Source organism: Streptomyces sp. NPDC048001 (genome assembly GCF_043203115.1).
GTDB classification, from domain to species: Bacteria; Actinomycetota; Actinomycetes; order Streptomycetales; family Streptomycetaceae; genus Streptomyces; species Streptomyces sanyensis.
The window spans coordinates 16,002-36,139 of sequence record NZ_JBIDBN010000004.1 but is presented as its reverse complement, the minus strand read 5'-3'; the positions used below and the strand labels follow the sequence as shown (position 1 = coordinate 36,139).

The window sequence follows — 20,138 nt, the reverse complement described above, 5'->3', positions numbered from 1 at the left end:
CACGGGTATGCGTGTCGTCATCGTCACCGAATCCTTTCCCCCGGACGTCAATGGTGTGGCGCACTGCGCCCTCCAGACCGCCAGGCACCTCGCCGCGCGCGGTCACGAACCCCTCGTCGTCGCCCCGGCCGCACCCGGGGCGTCGGCCTGCGACGAACCCGCCGACCCCTGCCCCGTCGTCCGCGTGCCCTCCCTCCCCCTGCCCGGATACCCGCAGGTCCGCGTCGCCCTGCCCAGCCGCCGGGTGGCCGCGGCCATCGCCGCGCACCGCGCCGACCTGGTCCACCTGGCCGGCCCCTTCGTCCTCGGCGTGCGCGGCATGGCCGCCGCGGCCCGCCGGGGACTGCCGGCCGTCGCCGTGTACCAGACCGACCTGGCCGGATACGCCCGCACCTACGTCGGAGCGGGAGAAGCGGCCGCCTGGCGGCGCATCAAGGCCGTCCACCAGGCCGCCGACCGCACCCTCGCCCCGTCCACCGCCGCCCTGAGGGACCTCCGGGAGCACGGCGTCGAACGCGTCCGCCTGTGGCCCCGGGGCGTCGACACCGCCCGTTTCCGCCCCGCGCTGCGCGACGAGCGGCTGCGCCGCACCCTCGCCCCGAACGGGGAGCTCCTCGTCGGCTACGTCGGGCGCCTGGCCCCGGAGAAGCAGGTCGAACTCCTGGCCGGGGCGTGCACCCTGCCCGGGGTCCGCGTGGTCGTGGTCGGCGACGGGCCCAGCGGGAGCGCGCTGCGCGGCGCCCTGCCCGGCGCCGCCTTCCTCGGCCGCCGCACCGGCGACGAGCTCGCCCGCCTCTTCGCCTCCCTCGACGTCTTCGCCCACACCGGCCCCTACGAGACCTTCTGCCAGACCGTGCAGGAGGCCATGGCCTCCGGCGTCCCCGTGGTCGCCCCCGCGGCGGGCGGCCCGCTCGACCTCGTGGACCACGGCCGCACCGGGCTGCTCGTCCCCCCGGGCGACCCCGCCGCCGTCCGGGACGCGGTGGCCGCGCTCGCCGCCGACCCCGCGCTCCGCCGCGCCTACGGCGCCGCCGGCCGGGCCGCCGTGGAGGGCCGCACCTGGGCCACCGTCGGCGACCTGCTGCTCGACCACTACGCCGAGGTCCTCGGCGAGCGGGCCGCGGCGGTGGCGGCATGAGCGCCCCCGGCGGCAGACCGGCCGCGGCCGAGGGGCGCCCGCTGCGCATCGTGCGGATGGCCAACTTCGTCACCCCCTCCTCCGGGGGTCTGCGCACCGCGCTCGACCGGCTCGGCCGCGGCTACCGCGCCGCCGGGCACGAGCCCGTGCTGATCGTCCCCGGGGCCGGGCCCGGGGACGAGCGGACCCCGCAGGGGCGGGTGATCACCCTGCCCGGACCGGAGATCGCCGGAACCGGCGGCTACCGGGTGCTCACCGCACGGCGCAGGCTGCGCGCCCTGCTGGAGGAGCTGGCCCCCGACCGGATCGAGGTCTCCGACCGCACCACCCTGCGCTGGACCGGGGAGTGGGCACGGCGGCAGCGGGTGCCCTCGGTGATGGTCTCCCACGAGACCGCCGACGGAGTGCTGCGCACCTGGGGAGTGCCCGGTGCCGCGGCCGCCCACGCCGCGGACCGCCTCAACCGGCGCAGCGCCTGGGCCTACTCCCGCATCGTGTGCACCACGGAGTGGGCCGAGCGCGAGTTCGTCCGGATCGGGGCCCGCAACCTCGTCCGCGCCCCGCTCGGCGTCGACCTCGACCACTGCCGCCCGGACCGCAGACGGCCCGCCCTGCGGGCCGAGCTCGCCGCGGGCGCGGACGTGCTGCTGCTGCTCTGCTCGCGCCTCTCCGTGGAGAAGCGCCCCGGCACCGCACTGGACACCCTGGCCGCGCTGCGGGCCGGCGGGACGGCCGCGGCGCTGGTCGTCGCGGGCGACGGCCCGCTGCGCCCCGCCCTGGAGCGCCGTGCCGCCGAGGAACGCCTCCCCGTGTCCTTCCTCGGGCACCTCACCGACCGCGGAGCCGTCGCCGACCTCCAGGCCGCCGCGGACCTCTGCCTCGCACCCGGGCCCGCCGAGACCTTCGGTCTCGCCGCGCTGGAGGCCCTCGCCTGCGGAACCCCGGTCGTCTGCGCGCCCACCTCGGCACTGCCGGAGGTGCTCGGCGACGCGGGGGCCGCCGCCGCGGGGAGCAGCGGCCCGGACCACGCCGCCGCCGCGCTGCGCCTCCTCGCCGTCCCCGAGCAGGAGCGGCGGGCCGCGGCCCGCGCCCGTGCCGAACTCTTCGACTGGCCCACCGCGGTACGGGCCTTCCTCGCCGCCCACGAGGCCCCCCACCTCCCGGACGGCGGGGCGGCGCGGAGCGGCCGCGGTGCCGCGCCCGCCCCGGCGGCCCCGGAGGACGGCCCCCGCCCCCGCCCCACCCGGGCCCATCCGCCGCCGGGCGCCCCCGACCGCCCGGCCCCGGCGGGGACCCGCGCGCCCGTCCCCCCGCCCCGGCCGCGCCCCGGCCCGGCCACGCCGTCACCGGGGCCCCGGATCCACCAGGCGGGGGACCCCGAACGCCCCGCCGGGCCGCCGCCCTCAGCCGCGCCGCCCTCAGCCGTGGCCCCCTCAGTCGTGCGCCCGGTCCGGAGCGCACGCTCCGCCGGTCACGGCGACGGTGCGCGGAACAGCCCGGACGCTCCGCGCCCCCTGCGCTTCGCCGCCCTCGGGGACTCGCTCACCGAGGGCGTCGGCGACCCCGTCGGCGACGCCTGGCGCGGCTGGGCCGCCCTGCTGGCCGACGGGCTCGGGCACCGCGAACGCCCCGCCGTGTTCCGCAACCTCGCCGTCGGCGGAGCCCTCAGCAGCGACGTCGCCGACACCCAGCTGCCCCGGGCACTCGCCTTCCGCCCGGACCTGGCCTCCGTCGTCGTCGGCGTCAACGACACCCTGCGCCGCACCTTCGACACGAACGCGCTCGCCCGCCGCCTCGACGAGGTGCTCGGCGCGCTCGACGCCGGCGGAACCGTCCTGCTCACGGCCTGCCTGCCCGACCCAGGGTCGATGCTCGCCCTGCCCTCCCCGCTCGCCCGCCCGCTGGCACGGCGCCAGCGGGCCGTCAACGCCGTGGTCCACGCGCTGTCCGAGCGCTACGGCACGGTGCATCTGCACGCCGCCGACGCCTCCTGGGTCGCCGACCGCGCCCTGTGGAGCGCCGACCGCCTGCACCCGGGCGAGCGCGGCCACCGGATGCTCGCCCGCTCGTTCCACCGGCAGCTCGCCGCCCGCGGCCTCGACCTCGGGCCCGAGCCCTCCACCGCGCCCGACGGACCCGGACCCACCCGCGCCCAGGCGGTGGCCTGGCTCGCCACGGCCGGGACCGGGTGGATCGCACGCCGCTGCACCGACCTCGTACCGCAACTGCTGCGCCTGGCGGCCGAGGAGGTGCTGCACCGGGCGGGCGGCACCGCGGAACGGCTCGACCACGCCGCCCGTGCCGAGACGTCCGCCGCCCTCGCCGCTCTGCCCCCGGCGCCGCGCCGGACCGGATCCGCCACCGGGGCCGAAGCACCGGCGGGCGCGAGAATGGGGGGATGAGCGGGCTCTGGGAGTTCTGGATCGACCGCGGCGGGACGTTCACCGACGTCGTCGGGCGACGCCCCGACGGCCGCCTGGTGACCCGCAAACTGCTCTCGCACGACCCCGGGCGCCGGCGGGACGCGGCGGTCGCGGGCATCCGGGCGCTGCTGGGCATCCCCGAGGGCGCCCCGGTGCCCGCCGACCGCGTCGCCTCCGTCCGGATGGGCACGACGGTCGCCACCAACGCCCTGCTGGAACGGCGGGGAGAGCCGACCGTGCTGGTGACGACCCGGGGCTTCCGGGACGCCCTGAGGATCGCCTACCAGAACCGGCCCGGCATCTTCGACCGGCGCATCCTGCTGCCCGAGGCCGTGTACGGGCGCGTCGTCGAAGTGCCCGAACGCCTCGGCGCCGACGGCAGCACCGTGCTGCCCCTGGACCTCGCCGCCGCCACCGAACGGCTGGCCGCGGCACGCGCCGAGGGCTTCACCGCGGCCGCGGTCGTCCTCGTGCACGGATACCGCCACCCCGAGCACGAGCGCCTCGTCGCCCGCGCGGCGGCCGAGGCCGGATTCCGCCAGATCAGCTGCTCGCACGAGGTCAGCCCCCTGATCAAGCTCGTGCCCCGCGGCGACACCACGGTCGTCGACGCCTACCTCTCCCCGGTGCTGCGGCGGTACGTGGAGGAGGTCGCCGCCGAACTCCCCGGGATCCGGCTGATGTTCATGCAGTCCAACGGCGGACTGCGCCGGGCCGCCCACTTCCGGGGCAAGGACGCCGTGCTCTCCGGTCCGGCGGGCGGGGTGGTCGGCATGGCCCGTACCTCCGCCGAGGTCGGCCACCACCGCGTCATCGGCTTCGACATGGGCGGGACCTCCACCGACGTCTCGCACTACGCCGGCGAGTTCGAGCGCGAACTCGGCACACAGGTCGCCGGGGTGCGGATGCGCGCCCCCATGATGAGCATCCACACCGTCGCCGCGGGCGGGGGATCGATCCTGCACTTCGACGGTCGGCGCTACCGGGTCGGCCCCGACTCGGCCGGAGCCGTGCCCGGCCCCGCCTGCTACCGCCGGGGCGGGCCGCTCACCGTCACCGACGCCAACGTGATGCTGGGGCGCATCCAGCCCGGCCACTTCCCGGCGGTCTTCGGCCCGCGGGGGGACCAGCCCCTCGACGCCGAGGTGGTCAGGGAGCGCTTCACCGCCCTGGCCGAGGAGGTCGCCCGGGCGACGGGCACCTCCCGCACCGCCGAGGAGGTCGCCGCGGGCTTCCTGGAGATCGCCGTCGCGAACATGGCCAACGCCGTCAAGAAGATCTCCGTGCAGCGGGGCCGGGACGTCACCCGGTACGCGCTGACCTCCTTCGGCGGGGCGGGCGGCCAGCACGCCTGCGCCGTGGCCGACGCGCTCGGCGTCGACACCGTGATCGTGCCGCCGCTCGCCGGGGTCCTGTCGGCCTACGGGATCGGGCTCGCCGACGCCACGGCGATGCGGGAGCAGTCCGTCGAGGCCGTGCTCGACGAGCGGAGCGCCGAACGGGTCCGGGAGCTGTGCGACACGCTCGCCGGGCACGCCCGGGGGGAACTGCACGCCGACGGCGTGGCCGACGAGGCCGTCCGCGTCACCGGGCGGGTGCTGCTGCGGTACGCGGGCACGGACTCCTCGCTGCCCGTCCCGCTGGGCGGCGCCGAGGAGATGCGCGCCGCCTTCGTTGCGCGGCACCGGGAGCGCTACGGCTTCACGATGGACAAGCCGGTGGTGGCCGAGGCCGTCACGGTGGAGGCGGCGGGAGCGGCGGGCGGCCGCGCGGGGGCCTCCCGCGGGGTGCCGTCCGGCGGGACCGGGGAGGCCGGGACCGCCGAGGCCGCCGAGGCCGGGACCGCGGGTGCGGGGAGCGCCGACGCGGTCGGGGGGCAGCGGGTCGCCATGGTCGTGGAAGGAGCCCGGCGCGGCGTGCCGCTCGTCCGGCGCGCCGACCTGGGGCCGGGCCAGGGGGTGAGGGGCCCCGCGATCGTGGCCGAGCCGGATGCCACCACCGTGGTGGACCCCGGCTGGCGGGCCACCGCCGCGGAGGGCGGCCACCTGCTCCTCGACCGGGTCACCGCCCGCCCCGGCCGCAGGGCGGCCGGAACACAGGTCGACCCCGTCCTGCTGGAGGTGTTCAACAACCTCTTCATGGCCATCGCCGAGCAGATGGGCGTGCGGCTGGAGAACACCGCCCACTCCGTCAACATCAAGGAAAGGCTCGACTTCTCCTGCGCGCTCTTCGACCCGCGGGGGCGCCTGATCGCCAACGCGCCGCACATCCCCGTCCACCTCGGCTCCATGGGCGAATCGATCAGGGAGGTGCTGCGGCGCAACGAGGGGCGGATGCGCCCGGGGGACGTCTACGCGGTCAACGACCCGTACCACGGAGGCACGCACCTGCCCGACGTGACGGTCGTCACGCCGGTCCACGACGGGGAGGACCTGCTCTTCCTCGTCGCCTCGCGGGGCCACCACGCCGAGATCGGCGGCATCACCCCGGGCTCGATGCCGGCCTTCAGCCGGACCGTCGACGAGGAGGGCGTGCTCTTCGACAACTGGCTCCTCGTGCGCGGCGGGCGCCTGCGCGAGCAGGAGACCCGGGACCTGCTGACCCGGGCGCCGTACCCGTCCCGGGCTCCGGAGGTGAACCTCGCCGACCTGCGCGCGCAGATCGCCGCCAACGAGAAGGGCATCGCCGAACTCCGCAAGATGGTGGCGGAGTTCGGGCTCGACGTGGTCCATGCCTACATGGGGCACGTGCGGGCCCATGCGGAGGAGTCCGTGCGCCGTATCGTCGCCGGGCTGCGCGACGGCTCCTGCCGCTACGAGACGGACTCCGGGGCGGTCATCCAGGTGGCCGTTCGGGTGGACCGGGCGAGCCGGTCCGCCGTCGTCGACTTCGCCGGGACCAGCCCCCAGGTGCCGGGCAACGCCAACGCCCCGTCGTCCGTGGTCATGGCGGCCGTGCTGTACGTCTTCCGGACCCTGGTGGGGGAGGACATCCCGCTGAACAGCGGCTGCCTGGAGCCCCTGGACGTCCGCATCCCCGCCGGTTCGATGCTCTCGCCCGTCCACCCGGCGGCCACGGTGGCCGGCAACGTGGAGACCTCCCAGGCCGTCACCGGGGCCCTGTACGCCGCACTCGGGGTGCAGGCGGAGGGTTCGGGGACCATGAACAACGTGACCTTCGGCAACGACCGCCTCCAGTACTACGAGACCGTGGCCTCGGGATCGGGAGCGGGCGAGGGCTTCAGCGGCGCCGACGCCGTGCAGACCCATATGACCAACTCCCGCCTCACCGACCCCGAGGTGCTGGAGTGGCGCTTCCCCGTGCGGGTGGAGTCCTTCGCCGTCCGGGAGGGCAGCGGCGGACGGGGCCGGTGGCGCGGCGGGGAGGGCGTCGTGCGCGAACTCCGGTTCCTGGAGCCGATGACCGTGGCCCTGCTGACCGGGCACCGTCGGGTCCCCCCGTACGGCATGGCGGGAGGCGGGCCCGGTGCCCTCGGGGAGAACCGGGTGGTCAGGGCGGACGGACACGAGGAGACCCTCGACGGCGTGGACACGGTCGCCATGCACCCCGGGGACCTGCTGGTCGTCCGCACCCCGGGAGGCGGAGGATACGGCCCCCCTCAGGAGCCCCCCGGAACGGGGGAGCCGGGGAAGCAGCAGCCGGAGGAGGCGCGGGGAGCAGAGGAGGCGAGAGCCCGGGAGACCGGGACGAACCGGACCGGCGTTCCGGGCGGGGCCTGGGCCGCTCCCGCCAGGTCCGCCTCCTCCACCACACCCACCACGGGATAGCCGCCGGTCGTCGGATGGTCCGCGAGGAAGACCACCGGGCGCCCGTCCGGCGGCACCTGCACCGCCCCCAGGACCATCCCCTCGCTGGGCAGTTCCCCTCCCACGGCACGCTCCAGCCCCGGGCCCTCCACCCGCAGCCCGATGCGGTTGCTCGCCGCCGACACCCGGTACCGGGAGGCGTACAGCCGCCGCAGGCTGCCCGGTGCGAACCAGTCGTGACGCGGCCCCGGCCGCAGCCGCAGCACCAGTTCCTCGGGCGGTGCCGCCCAGGGCACCCCCGCGCCGACCGGTCCGGGCCGCCCCGGACCCGGTCCCAGAGGCAGCACGGCGTCCGCCTCCAGGGGCTGCGGCCCCAGGCCCGACAGGAGGTCCGTGGCACGGCTGCCCAGTACCGGCGCCACGTCCACGCCGCCCGCGAAGGCCAGGTAGCTGCGCACGCCCCGCAGGGCGGGCCCCGCGTCCAGCACGGCCCCGGCGCCCACCCGGAGCGGAACACCCCAGGGTGCGGGGCGGCCGTCGAGGGTGACCGTGCACGGCGCCCCGCCGACCACGGCCACCACCTCGGTCAGCGGGCGCACGGCGCACCCGCCCAGCGTCGTCTCCAGCACGGCGGCGTCCGGGCCGTTGCCGACGAGCCGGTTGGCCAGCCGGGCGGCGGGGCCGTCGAGCGCCCCCGACCGCGGCACCCCGAGATGCGCGTACCCGGGGCGGCCCGCGTCCTGGACCGTGGTCAGCCCCCCGGGGCGGACCACCACCAGGGCCCGCCGCGGCGGCGGCACTCCTGCGCCGCGGGCCGTCACGGCCCCTCCGGGACGAAGCGCACCCGGGTGCCGGGGGAGAGCAGGGCGGCGGGCTGTCGCGACGGGTCCCAGAGCAGCGCGGTGGTCGTCCCGATGAGCTGCCAGCCCCCGGGGGACGGCCGCGGGTAGATGCCCGTGTAGCCGCCCGCGAGGGCCAGTGCCCCGGCCGGGACCGCGGTCCTGGGCGTGGACCGGCGGGGTACCGCGTAGGCGCCGGGCAGCCCCGTGAGGTACCCGAAGCCCGGCGCGAAGCCGCAGAACGCGACCCGGTAGGCGGCCGATGCGTGGATTCGGGCGGCCTCCCGCACCGACACCCCCCAGAGGTCCGCCACCTCCGGCAGGTCGGGGCCGTCGTAGCGCACCGGGACGACCACCTCCCCGGCCGCCGCGGCGTCTCCGTGCGTGTACTCCCACCGGGGGATTTCCCGGGCGAGGACGGACGGGTCGTCCACGCCGTCCAGCAGCACGGTCCGTGCGGCGGGGACCACCTCCCCCACCCCGGGGAGCAGCCCGGCCGCCCTCCGCCGCAGGACCTCCGCGTGGAAGGCCGCCGTCTCCTCTCCGCCCCCCAGCTCCACCAGGAGTGCCCGGCTGCCGACCGGGAGTACCCGGACCGCCCCGGCCCCGTGTGCGCCGGGAGCTGTGCCGGGCGGACCCGCGTCCGCCTCCCCGCCTCGGCCCCGGGGGAGTCGCCCGGAGAGCCCGGAGGCGTCGCAGCAGGCGCGGCGGACGGGACGCGCGGCGGACAGGGAGGCAGGGGGGCCGGAGCGATCGGAACCGCCGGGAAGTGCCCGAGCGGTCTCCCGCCGGGCCGCGGGAGAGGGCTGCGGGCCGACGGGGATGTGACCCGTGCCCGTCATGCGAAGGCCTCCACTCTGACACCCGACTCCTCCAGCCGCGCCCGGACCCTGCGGGCCAGGGAGACCGCTCCGGGTGTGTCCCCGTGCAGGCACAAGGACCGCGCCGGAATGCTGACCGGATGACCGCACACCGAGGTGACCGCCCCGGACAGTGCCATGCCGAGCGACCGCTCGACCACGGCGCCGGGATCGCTGACCAGTGCCCCCGGGCCGCCTCGCGGGACAAGGGTGCCCTGTGCGGTGTAGCCCCGGTCGGCGAAGGCCTCCGGTACGACCGGCAGGCTCTCCCTGTGTGCCGCGGCATGCAGCACCGAGCCCGGCAGACCGAGTACGGGGAGCCGCTCGCCCGCCAGGAGGACCCCCTCGACGACCGCTGCGGCCTGCTCCGGGTCGTGCACCACCCGGTTGTAGAGGGCGCCGTGGGGCTTGACGTAGGAGACGCGCGAGCCGGCCGCCCGGGCGAAGACCTCCAGTGCGCCTATCTGGTAGGCCACTTCGGCGGCGAGTTCGCCGGAGGGCACCTCCATCGCCCTGCGGCCGAATCCCGCCAGATCCCGGTACGAGACCTGGGCGCCGATCCGCACACCGCGTGCGGCGGCCAGGTCGCACACGCGGCGCATGGTCGCCGCGTCCCCGGCGTGGAACCCGCAGGCGACGTTGGCACTGGTGACGACGGAGAGGAGTTCCTCGTCGTCGGTCAGCCGCCAGCGGCCGAAGCCCTCGCCGAGGTCGGCGTTGAGGTCGATGGACACTGCGGTCACGGTGCTCTCCTGTGGGGTCGGGCCGCGGCGAGTGCGGCGGCGGGGGGCAGCATGCTGCTCGGGGGGACCGCGGGCCCCGGGCGGGGCGGCCCCGGCGCGGCGGCGCGCGGACCACGGCACGGGCCGGGCGCCCGAGGGGCGAACGCCCCGGCCACCGCCCCGCAGCAGCCGCCGTGGGACTCCCGGAGGGCCTTCACGCGAGCTCCCGGCCGCGTGTCTCGGGCAGGCCCGCCAAGGCCAGCACGGCCAGCCCGTACCCTGCCGCGCCGAGGGCCAGCGCCCCTCCGACGCCCCAGCTGTCGGAGAGGAACCCGACGAGCGTGGGGAGGAAGGCCCCGACGGCACGACCGCTGTTGTACGTGAAGCCCTGGCCCGTACCCCGCACCGCTGCCGGGTACAGCTCGCTCAGATAGGAACCGAAGCCGCTGAAGATCGCCGACATGCAGAAGCCCAGGGGGAATCCGAGCACGAGCAGGAGGCCGTCGGCGCCCTCGGGAAGGGAGGTGTAGGCGAGGACGGCGGCTGCGGAGAGGGCCGCGAACAGGACGATGTTGTTCTTGCGCCCGATGCGGTCCGTCAGGTACCCGCCGGTCAGGTAGCCCGCGAAGGCGCCTGATATGAGCAGGGCCAGGTATCCGCCGGTTCCGACCACGGTGAGCCCCCGCTCCGAGGCGAGGTAGGTGGGCACCCAGGTCGCCAGGGTGTAGTAGCCGCCCTGCACCCCCGTCGAGAGCAGCGTGGCGCAGAGGGTGACGCGGCGCAGGTCCCCTCGGAAGACGGCGGTGAGCGAACCCCGCTCGCCGCTGGCACGCCGCCGCTCCGCGGCCTCGGGGGCGTCGCTGACGTTGCGGCGGACGTAGACCACCAGCAGGGCCGGCAGTGCTCCCGTCCAGAACAGCACGCGCCAGGCGGTGTCCGCGTCCAGGAACCCGAAGACCAGGGTGTAGACGGCGACGGCCAGCGCCCAGCCCACCGCCCAGGCGCTCTGCACGGCCCCGAGCGTGCGCCCCCGGTGGGTGGACCGCGCGTACTCCGCGACGAGGATGGCGCCGACGGCCCACTCCCCGCCGAAGCCGAGCCCCTGCAGGGCCCGGAAGACGATCAGCATCTCGTAGCTCGTGGCGAAGCCGCACAGGACCGTGAAGACCGCATAGGTGGCGACGGTGGCGATCAGGGCCCTGACGCGGCCGATCCGGTCGGCGAGTATCCCCGCGAGCGCGCCTCCGAGCGCGGAGACCACCAGCGTGACCGTGGTCAGCAGCCCCGTCTGCCCGTTGTCCAGGCCGAAGTAGGCCGCGATGGCGACCATGCCCAGGGGCAGCGCGAAGTAGTCGTACGAGTCCAGCGCGTACCCGCCGAAGGCTCCGCCGAACGCGCGGCGTCCGCCGGGCCCGAGGGAGCGCCACCACGCGAAGGCGCCGGTGTCCTGCGCGGCGCCGCCGGGGACGGGCCGAGTCCTGGCCGTGCTCATCTGCACCTCGCTCGGTGAAGGGCTGTGGGGGGTGTGGAGGGTGCGGGGAGGGGAGGGCGCGGCGCCGCCGACCGGTGCCCGCGGTGCCGTGAGCGCGCCCGGGCGCCGTGCGGGCTCCCCGTCCGTGACCGGTCCGACGCGGCCGGTCACCACAACGTAGAGGATTGTTCAACGATCCGACAAGGGGCGCACTGGCGCGTTCCGGCTCCTACGATGTACTCCCGTGCGCCGGGTTGGGCGCCGTCCGGCGCGGGCAGAGCGCGGTGAGAAAGGGGTGTCGTGGAGACGACCGGGCCCAAGGGCGGCGGACTTGCCGACGACCGCCACCTGCTGGGGCGCACCAGCACGGCGGAGCGCGTCGCCGACATCCTGCGCACCCGCATCGCCGAGGGGTACTTCCCGCCCGGGGAGCGCCTCTCCGAGGAGGCCATCGGCAAGGCGCTCGGGGTCTCGCGCAACACGCTGCGCGAGGCGTTCCGGCTGCTCACCCACGAGCGGCTGCTCGTCCACGAACTCAACCGGGGCGTCTTCGTGCGGGTGCTCGCCGTGCAGGACGTCGACGACATCTACCGCACACGGCACCTGGTTGAACGCGCCGTCGTCCAGGGGCTCGGGGAGCCCCCGTACCCCCTGGAGGGCCTGGCTGCCGCCGTCGAGGTCGGCGAGGACTCGGCCGGCGACCGGGACTGGCGCGGCGTCTCCACCGCGAACATCCACTTCCACCGCGAGCTGGTGGCCCTCGCGGGCAGCCCGCGCACCGACGAGCTGATGCGCAGCGTGCTCGCCGAACTGAGGCTGGCCTTCCACGTCGTCGCCGACCTCCGCGCCCTCCACCAGCCCTACCTGGTACGCAACCGGGAGATCCTCGACGCGCTCCGCCGCGGGGAGCCCACCGAGGCGGAGCGGCTCCTCGCCGACTACCTCGACGACTCGCGCGCCCGGCTCGTCGATGCCTACGCCCTCGCCGTCCCCGGCGGCGCCCGGGACGGCGCTTCGGGCCCCGGCGCCTGAGTGCCCCGGACGGAAGCCGGCGCCCCCGAGCCCTCCGAGCCCCCGCAGGGTGCGCCGCCCGCTCCCCGCCGCCGGGCCGCACCGGGGGCCCGCCGGCGGCCCGGCCCCTGCCCGCCGCGCGCGACGGCCGGACGGCGGCCCGCCGGGCGGCCCGCCCGGTGGCACCCGCCCGGCCCGTGATCCGCCACCCGCCGTGACACTGCGCATCGAGCCGGTCGCCCTGCGTCGTTTCGACCGTTGTCCGTGCGAGGACCTAATCTGTGCAGCGTGACTTCGCCTGCCCCGACGGACCCCGCTCCGCCCCAGCTCAGCGCGGGGCCGCGGCCCGCGCCGGGCCCGGCCGCCGACGAAGGGCTGGCGCGGCGGCTGCGCGCCCTCGCCTGCACCGCGCCCCTGCACGACCTGGACGCGCGCAAGGCCAACCTGGTCGGCGAGTACTCGGTCTACACGATGGCGGAGGTCGCCCTCGCCGCCATCGACCTCGTCACCCTGCACATGGACTTCGACACGGGAGCCGACCACGAGCAGATAGTGGCCAGGCTGCTCCCGCGGGTCGCCGCCCAGGCGCCGCAGCGCCCCCAGGAGGAGCACGAACGGGTCGCCCGCTGGGTCCTGGAGAACCTGATCAACGTCGGCAGCGTGGACCGCGGCTTCCGCGCCGTCTACGGCACCTTCGGCCCCGACGGCGCCTACACCCGCCGGGACTACGACTTCAAGCTGATCGAGGAGGTCCCCGGCCACGGGGGCGGCGTCTACCTGCGCACCACCGACGAGGCGGTCAACGTCCTCGTCGGCGCCCTCGACACGGACGTCACCAGCGCGCAGATCGCCGCCGAGGTCAAACTGGAGATCCTGATCAGCCGCGGTCGGCTCGCCGACGCCCAACTCGCCGCCGAGCAGGCCCGCTACCGGACCGTCCAGTACTCCGAGACCCTTCGCCGGACCCTGGAGGCCACCCGCCGCAACGTGCGGGCGGTGGACTGGCTGAACACCGTGCCCGACATGATCGCCGAGGCCCTGGAGCACGTGGCCGACCGCTACCGCCACGAGAACGCCATCCTCACCAACATCCGCAAGGCGCGCGACGAGGCCGAGGCGGGCGACGACCCGAGGCTCGCCGATCACAAGCGCCGCGCCGCCGAACTCGTCGACATAGTCAAGGACTGCATCCGGCGGCACACCCAGCTGCAGTCCCGGCTGCTGGAGGCCGGGCCGCTGTTCCGCGCCGAACAGGACCGCCAGGCCTTCGCGCGCCCCACCGGGCGTACCGGCCTCGACCTGTACGGGCAGCTGATGGCCCCCGTCCTGCCGCTGCCGCTGGAGTCGGCGACCCGCGTCACCGACGCCTACTTCGCCCGCGGCACCGGGCTGCGCACCCCGGCCAGCGTCCGGATGGCCGATCTGGTGGACGTGCTGCTGACCCCGCCGGTGGAACGCGAGCACCTCGGTGCCGAGATGCCGGAGCCCGATCTCATCGCCACCCCGGACGACAGCCGGTTCAGCGAGGAGCAGCTCGCCCGCGCCACGGAACTGCTCGACCTGGAGCACGAGGCACCCCGCAGGCTGTCCGGCCTCCTCGCCGAGGCGCGCCGCACCGACCCGGATCTGCCCTACCTCGTGGCGCTGCTGGCCGTCCACGCGGCGAGCCCCCCGGTGGGCACCGCCTACCGCCAGGGCGAGAAGCGGCTGCTGTTCGCCGTGGACGACGGCACCGAGCTGGACGACCCCGAGTTCGGCGGCGCCGACCTGATCGTCGGCACCGCGCTGCTGGACGCCGAAGGCATGGCGGCCGACCGGTCGGAGGGGTCATGACCGGCCCCGGCGCACCGCTCGGCACCGCCCCGCACCGGCCGCCCGCCCCCGCGCCCGAGAGCCGGGCCCCCGCCCGCCCCTCGCCCGCCGGCGGCGTCCGGTGGCCCGGGCCCGAGGACGCCCGCCCCACCGCCCCCGCCCGCCCCGGAGCGGCACCGCCCCACCGGCCGGCCCCAGCGGCCACCCCGCGCATCCCCGAGGAGCCCCACCCGTGAGCGACCACCCCGCCGAGCACTCCGCGCACTCCGCAGCGTGGAGCGAGCCGGGCGCGCCCGCGGGGCCCCCGGCCGGACCGATCTCCGCCCCGGGCGCCGGGAGCGTCACCCCCGCCGACGCGGCCGACGCCGCCCGCCTCGTCTCCTTCGGGCTCCAGCCGAGACTCCTCCCCGCCCGCGACGCCGAGTACGGCGAACTGCTGCGCCGCTACCGGGAGGACACCGCCTTCGCCCGCCTCGCCGACGCCGTCGCCACCGGGCTCGGGCTCGTGGTCCTGGAGGTCTCGCCCCGCGCCGGCATGGCCGTCACCGCGGGCGAGGACTCCGTCTTCGCCGTCCGCATGGGCGACTACGCGCGCCGGGCCTCGTCGGACGCGGCCGACCGCTTCCTGCACGGCCTGGCCCATCTCGCCGTGGCCGCCATGGCCTTCCCCCGCCCGGAGGACCTCGCCGACGACGGCTACATCGGCCGCATCACCGTCAACGGCGTGGACGGCTTCGTCCGCCAGGCGTGCCACCGGCTCGAGGAGCGGGCCGAGGAGGAGGGCCGCAACAGCGACCCGGCCAGCGGCTCCTCGCACCTGGAGGAGGCCTGGCGGGTCTACGCCCGCCGCAGCGCCACCGGGGCCACCAAGGACGCCCGGCGCCTCGCAGGCTCGACCACCGGCATCATCGGCAAGGCCGTAGGCTTCCTCACCGAGTCCGGCTTCCTCCAGCGCACCGGCGACGAGGCGGGCGGCACGTACCGGACCACCGCCCGCTTCCAGCTCCAGGTGCGCGACATGGCCGGTACGGCGGCCATGTCCGAACTGCTCGACCTGGGCGTGGTCCCGGTGAGCGACGGCAGCGCCACGCTGGTGCCGGCCCCCGAGGGCGACGACCTCGAACTGGCCGCCGACGCGGGCCTGCCCTTCCACACCTGACCGCCCGCGCCCCGCCCGCCCCCGAACCGCCCGACCCCCGAACGGTCACCCGCCGCCCGCCCGGCGGCCCCACCGCTCGGAGCAGCCAGACGAAGACTGAGAGTCCGCCGCCATGTACGAGTTGTCCCGGGTCCGCCTCTACTCCATCGGTCCCGCCGGTGCCCGCTACGCCGACACCGTGCTGGACCTGCGGGGAGTCGGCTCGGCCGTGCCCCACCCCGCCCCCACGCAGGCGGAGTTCTTCGAGGAGGAGCCCGTCGGCCCCCCGCGCCGCCCCGCCCCCGCGGGTGTGCTGTTCCTGGAGAACGGCGGCGGCAAGTCGGTCCTGCTGAAGCTGATCTTCTCGGTGATGCTTCCCGGCCACCGCAACACCCTCGGCGGCGCCAGCTCCGGAGTGCTGCGCAAGTTCCTGCTCGCCGACGACTGCGGACACGTGGCGCTGGAGTGGCAGCACACCCAGACCGGGGAACTGGTCGTCGTCGGCAAGGTCAGCGAATGGCGCGGGCGCCAGGTCTCCAACGACCCGCGCAAGTTCGCCGAGGCGTGGTACTCCTTCCGCCCCGGGCCGGGGCTGAGCCTGGACAACCTGCCCGTCGCCGAGTCGACGGCGATGCGCCCCGCCGCCGAGGGCGCGTCCGGCGCACAGGGACGCCGCCGGACCATGAAGGGCTTCCGCGACGCGCTGACCGAGGCCGGCAAGGCCTACCCCCACCTGGAGATCTGCTGGGAGGAGATCCACGACCGCTGGAACGAGCACCTCGGTGAGCTCGGCCTCGACCCGGAACTCTTCCGCTACCAGCGGGAGATGAACGCCGACGAGGGCGAGGCCGCAGGGCTCTTCGCCGTCAAGAAGGACTCCGACTTCACCGACCTGCTGCTGCGCGCGGTCACCGACACCCGGGACACCGACGGCCTCGCCGACCTCGTCAGCGGCTTCGGCAACAAGCTGGGCCGCCGAGCGGAACTCACCGCCGAGCGCGACTTCACCGCGGGCTCCGTCGACCTCCTCGGCCGCATCGTCGAGGCGGCCGACGCGCGGGCCCGGGCCCGCGACATCCACGCCGGCGCCGAGCGCCGCACCCGCACCCTCGCCCGCCGCCTCTCCGCCCGGGGCGCGCAGGAGCGGGGGCTCGCCGCCGAACTCGCCCGGCAGGTCGCCGACGCCGCCCACGCCGTGACCGACGCCGAGCAGGCGCGCGGACGCAGCGCCCTCGTGGCGGCCGAGCTGGCCTACCGCCACGCCTCGCTGGCGCTCACCGTGGCGGAGAAGGGAGCGGCCTCCCAGCGCCGCGAACTGAACGACGCCCGCACCCTGCACGCCGCCTGGCAGGCCGCGGAGGCCGTGCTGCGCCACCGTGCAGCGGGGGACCGCTCCGCCCGGGTGGCCGCGGCGATCCGCGAGGCGGAGCGCGACGCGGCTCCGGCCCTCGCCGCCCGGGAGAAGGCGGCCGGAGACCTGGTCCTCGCACTGCACGCCGCGGCCGAGGACGCCGAGCGCGTCGCCAACGAGGAGGAGGAGCGCTCCCGAAGCCTCCAGGAGTCCTCCGAGGCCGCCCACCGCGACGCCACGGCCGCCGCGACGGAGGCCCAGCGGGCCCGCAGCGAGACCGGTCACCTCCGCCAGCGGCTCCAGGAGGTCGAGCAGGAGACGGCCGAGGCGGTCCGGGCGGGCTGGCTCGACGACAGCGAGCCCGACGCCGACCCCGCCCGCGCCGCGCTCGCCGCCAGCGACGCCGAGAAGCACGCCGTCGAGGCATGGGACGCCGCCCGCGCCACCGCTCTCGCAGCGGCGGAGCGCGCCAAGGACGCGGCCGCCGCCGAGTCCCGCGCCGAACTGGCCGCCGCCCGGGCCGAGGACGCCGCCGTCGCGGCCGAGCACGCCTACCAGGCCGAGCGCCGGGCCGCGGAGTCCCTCGCCGCCGACGACCGCCTCGTGGACCTCCTCGGCCTCGCGGCCGGGGAGCCCGGCGCCGAGGGCACCGCGGCGGGCACGGCCCGGGGCCCGGTGCCCGCTCCCCGGACCCCCGGGGCCGCACCGCTGCACGGCGGCGAGGCCCCCGCCGGCGCACCGTCGGCGGCGGGCCCCGCGCCCGGCGCGCCCCTGACCGCCGCCCGGCTCGACGGGTTCGCCGACGAGCTGAAGGAACTGCTGGACACCTCCGTGGCATCCGCGGAACGCCAGCTGTTCGACCTGCGCACGGCCGCCGCGGACGACTCCCGCATCCTCGGCGCCCTCGGCGACGGAGGGCTCCTGCCGCCCGCGCCCGACGTCCTGGCCACCGTCGAGTACCTGGGCGAGCACGGCATCCCGGCGCTCCCCGGCTGGCGCTACCTCGCGCAGGCCGTCGACCCCGCCGACCACGCGGCCGTGCTCGCCGCCCGGCCCGAACTCGTCGACGGCGTGGTGGTCACCGACCCCGCCTCCCACGTCAGGGCCCGCGAGGCACTCGCCGGGGCGGCCCTGCTGCCCCGTTCCGCCGTGGCCGTCGGCACCGCCGCCGCACTCCTGGCCCCCGTGCCCTCCGGCGGCGACGACACCGGCGACGTCTTCCTCGTCCCGCCGAACCCGGCCATGCACGACGAGCACGCCGCCGACCAGGAGCGCCACACCCTGCGGCAGCGGGCCGCCGAACGGGACGAGGAGATCCGCACCCTCGCCGCCCGGCTGACCGGGGACCGGTCGCTGGCCGCCCGGCTCGCCGCCTGGCGCGAGGACTGCCCGCCGGGCATGCTGGCCGAACTCGCCGCCGCCGAACTCGCCGCCGCCGACGCTGCCGCCGAGGCCCGGGAGCGCCTCGCCGAGGCCCGGGTCGAACGCGCCGAGGCCGAGGAGGCCGCCGCCGACGCCGCACGGACCCGCGACGAGCGCCAGGACGCAGCCCAGCGGGCCCGCCGCGCCGCGGACGCGCTCGCCGGGCTGGCCTTCCGCCTCAGGGAGCGCGCCGGATGGGGCGCCAGGCTGCGCGAACTGGCCGAGGAGGCCGCCGAGTCCGAGGCCCGCGCCAGCTCCCTGCTGGAGCGGGCCAAGGCCGCCGACGAGGACCGCCGTGCCGCCCAGCGGGCCGGTGACGACGCCCGTCGCACGGCCCGCGCGCTGCGCTCCGAGCGTGCCGAGATCGCCGGTGCCCCGGAGCAGCCCGCGGCGGACCCGGGCACGCCCCGCGCACCGCTGCCGGCCCTGCGGGAGGCGTACCGGGCCGCGTCGCGGCTGTACGAGAAGGTCGGCGTGGGAGCCGACCTCCGCGCCGAGCAGGCACGCGCGGAGAGCGACGAGAGCGCTGCCCTGGCCGAACTCGACCGGCTCACCAACAAGGTGCGCACCCGGGCCGCCCAGCTGCTGGAGAGCACCGACGGCGCCGACGGCCCCTCCCGCCAGGCCGCCGCCGCGCGTGCCGAGGCCCTGGTGCAGATGCTGGAGTCCCGCGCCTCGGAGGCCAGCGAGAAGCTCGGCCGCCTCCGCGGCGAGGCGGAGCGCCTGGCCCCCGCCGAGGGCGGGGCGCACACCGAACTCCCCGAGGACACGGTGCCCTCGGACGTCGAGCACGCCCAGGCCCTGCTGCGCACCGCGAGCGGCGGGCTCGCCGCGCGCACGGAGGAGCTGGAGACGGCACGGGCGACCCACTCCGCCCTGCTGCGGGCGCACCGGACCGCCGAGGACGCGGCCGGGGGCTTCGACGAGACCGCCGCCCTGCTGCGCGACCTGCTCCGCGACCACCAGCAGGACGAGGAGGCGCACACCGGGCCCGAGCCCTACCCGGGGACCCTGGAGGAGGCGCGCACCTCGGCGACCGAGGCCCGCCGCTCGCTGCGCGGCTGCGCCGCCGACCTCTCCGCCGCGGAGGCCGGCGTGCGCGAGGCGAGCGACGTCCTGGTGCGCCACGCCAACTCCACGCGCTTCGAGCAGGTTCGCACGCCCGCCCGCCAGCAGATCCGCGAACTGCCCGCCGCCGCGCTGCCCGAGCACGCCGCCACCTGGGCGGAGGCCTTCGCACCGCGCCTGCGGGTCCTGACCGACGAACTGACGCAGCTGGAGCGCAACCGCGAGACGATCGTCGACCGGCTCCGCGGACTCGTCGAGTCGGCACTGGCGACCCTGCGCTCGGCACAGCGCCTGTCCCGGCTGCCCGAGGGGCTGGGCGAGTGGTCGGGGCAGGAGTTCCTGCGCATCCGCTTCGAGGAGCCCGACCACGCCCTGCTCGCCGAGCGGCTGGGCGAGGTCGTCGACGAGGCCACCCGGGCCGCCGTCCGCAAGAACTCCTCCGCCGCCTACGGCGAGGGCCGCCGGGACGGCATGTCCCTGCTGCTGCGGGGGGTGCAGGCCGCACTGCAGCCCAAGGGCGTCGCCGTGGAGATCCTCAAGCCCGACGCCGTGCTGCGCGCGGAGCGGGTGCCCGTCGGCCAGATGGGCGACGTGTTCTCCGGAGGCCAGCTCCTGACGGCCGCCATCGCGCTCTACTGCACCATGGCCGCCCTGCGCAGCAACGACCGCGGCCGGGACCGCCACCGCCATGCGGGGACGCTCTTCCTGGACAACCCCATCGGCCGCGCCAACGCGACCTACCTGCTGGAACTCCAGCGGGCCGTGTCGGACGCCCTCGGCGTCCAACTGCTCTACACCACGGGGCTGTTCGACACCACGGCGCTCGCCGAGTTCCCCCTGGTGATCAGGTTGCGCAACGACGCGGACCTGCGGGCGGGGCTGAAGTACATCAGCGTCGAGGAGCATCTGCGCCCCGGGCTGCCGCAGACCGACCCGGCGGGCGGGGCGGTCCACGGGGAGATCACCTCCACCCGCATGTTCCGCAGGACGGCCACCGTTCCGGCGCAGCCCGACGCCCCGGCGGCGGGCGCGGCACCCGCCGCGCCCGTCCCCGGGCCCGGCCTACCCGCCGATCCGGGTGCCGCAGGTGGCACCGCCCGCTGAGCGGTCCCGCAC

Annotated in this window: 10 protein-coding genes and 2 pseudogenes; 8 read left to right on the top strand and 4 right to left on the bottom strand. The window is 76.8% G+C overall.

Translation table 11 applies throughout. The features are described from left to right. The first annotated feature begins 7 nt into the window (after positions 1-7). From ACGF15_RS08705 to ACGF15_RS08690, 4 genes and pseudogenes are all read left to right on the top strand, one after another. Positions 8-1,138 carry a glycosyltransferase family 4 protein gene (locus tag ACGF15_RS08705; RefSeq protein ID WP_392797396.1) on the top strand — a complete coding sequence of 377 codons (1,131 nt, stop codon included), beginning with the start codon at positions 8-10 and terminating at the stop codon, positions 1,136-1,138. Beyond that, positions 1,135-2,292: pseudogene (locus tag ACGF15_RS08700) on the top strand (glycosyltransferase); the annotation flags it as partial. The gene ACGF15_RS08705 and the pseudogene ACGF15_RS08700, both read left to right, overlap by 4 nt. 270 nt (positions 2,293-2,562) lie before the next feature. Next, the gene (locus ACGF15_RS08695) at positions 2,563-3,540 is read left to right on the top strand and encodes an SGNH/GDSL hydrolase family protein (protein ID WP_392797730.1); all 978 of its coding nucleotides are present in this window, start codon (positions 2,563-2,565) and stop codon (positions 3,538-3,540) included. Next, positions 3,537-7,349 (top strand): hydantoinase B/oxoprolinase family protein, encoded by a 3,813-nt coding sequence (locus ACGF15_RS08690; protein WP_392797394.1) that lies wholly within the window; start codon positions 3,537-3,539, stop codon positions 7,347-7,349. The genes ACGF15_RS08695 and ACGF15_RS08690 overlap by 4 nt, the downstream gene beginning before the upstream one ends. Here ACGF15_RS08690 and ACGF15_RS08685 read toward each other — a convergent pair. From ACGF15_RS08685 to ACGF15_RS08670, 4 genes and pseudogenes are all read right to left on the bottom strand, one after another. Further along, a pseudogene (locus ACGF15_RS08685) lies at positions 7,262-8,149 on the bottom strand (biotin-dependent carboxyltransferase family protein); the annotation flags it as partial. The gene ACGF15_RS08690 and the pseudogene ACGF15_RS08685 overlap by 88 nt on opposite strands. Next, a complete protein-coding gene (locus ACGF15_RS08680; protein ID WP_376427226.1) occupies positions 8,146-8,727 on the bottom strand; it encodes an allophanate hydrolase subunit 1 in 582 nt (193 codons plus the stop codon). The gene ACGF15_RS08680 and the pseudogene ACGF15_RS08685, both read right to left, overlap by 4 nt. A 278-nt stretch (positions 8,728-9,005) precedes the next feature. Next, complete coding sequence (locus tag ACGF15_RS08675) at positions 9,006-9,770, bottom strand: 5-oxoprolinase subunit PxpA (RefSeq protein WP_345615421.1); 765 nt, start codon at positions 9,768-9,770, stop codon at positions 9,006-9,008. Positions 9,771-9,963: 193 nt separating this feature from the next. Then, positions 9,964-11,241, bottom strand: coding sequence for an MFS transporter (locus ACGF15_RS08670; protein ID WP_362608491.1), 1,278 nt, complete (start codon positions 11,239-11,241; stop codon positions 9,964-9,966). Positions 11,242-11,520: 279 nt separating this feature from the next. On the opposite strand from ACGF15_RS08670, the gene ACGF15_RS08665 reads away from it, so the two are divergent. The 4 genes from ACGF15_RS08665 (at position 11,521) to ACGF15_RS08650 (ending at position 20,126) form a co-directional block, all read left to right on the top strand. Then, complete coding sequence (locus ACGF15_RS08665) at positions 11,521-12,252, top strand: GntR family transcriptional regulator (RefSeq protein WP_392797392.1); 732 nt, start codon at positions 11,521-11,523, stop codon at positions 12,250-12,252. 267 nt (positions 12,253-12,519) lie between these two features. Then, positions 12,520-14,064: a hypothetical protein gene (locus ACGF15_RS08660; RefSeq protein ID WP_392797390.1), complete on the top strand. Its 1,545-nt coding sequence runs from the start codon at positions 12,520-12,522 to the stop codon at positions 14,062-14,064. Between the two features lie 211 nt (positions 14,065-14,275). Next, positions 14,276-15,202 carry a hypothetical protein gene (locus ACGF15_RS08655; RefSeq protein ID WP_392797388.1) on the top strand — a complete coding sequence of 309 codons (927 nt, stop codon included), beginning with the start codon at positions 14,276-14,278 and terminating at the stop codon, positions 15,200-15,202. A gap of 112 nt (positions 15,203-15,314) precedes the next feature. Then, the gene (locus tag ACGF15_RS08650) at positions 15,315-20,126 is read left to right on the top strand and encodes a hypothetical protein (protein ID WP_392797386.1); all 4,812 of its coding nucleotides are present in this window, start codon (positions 15,315-15,317) and stop codon (positions 20,124-20,126) included. Positions 20,127-20,138: the final 12 nt, after the last annotated feature.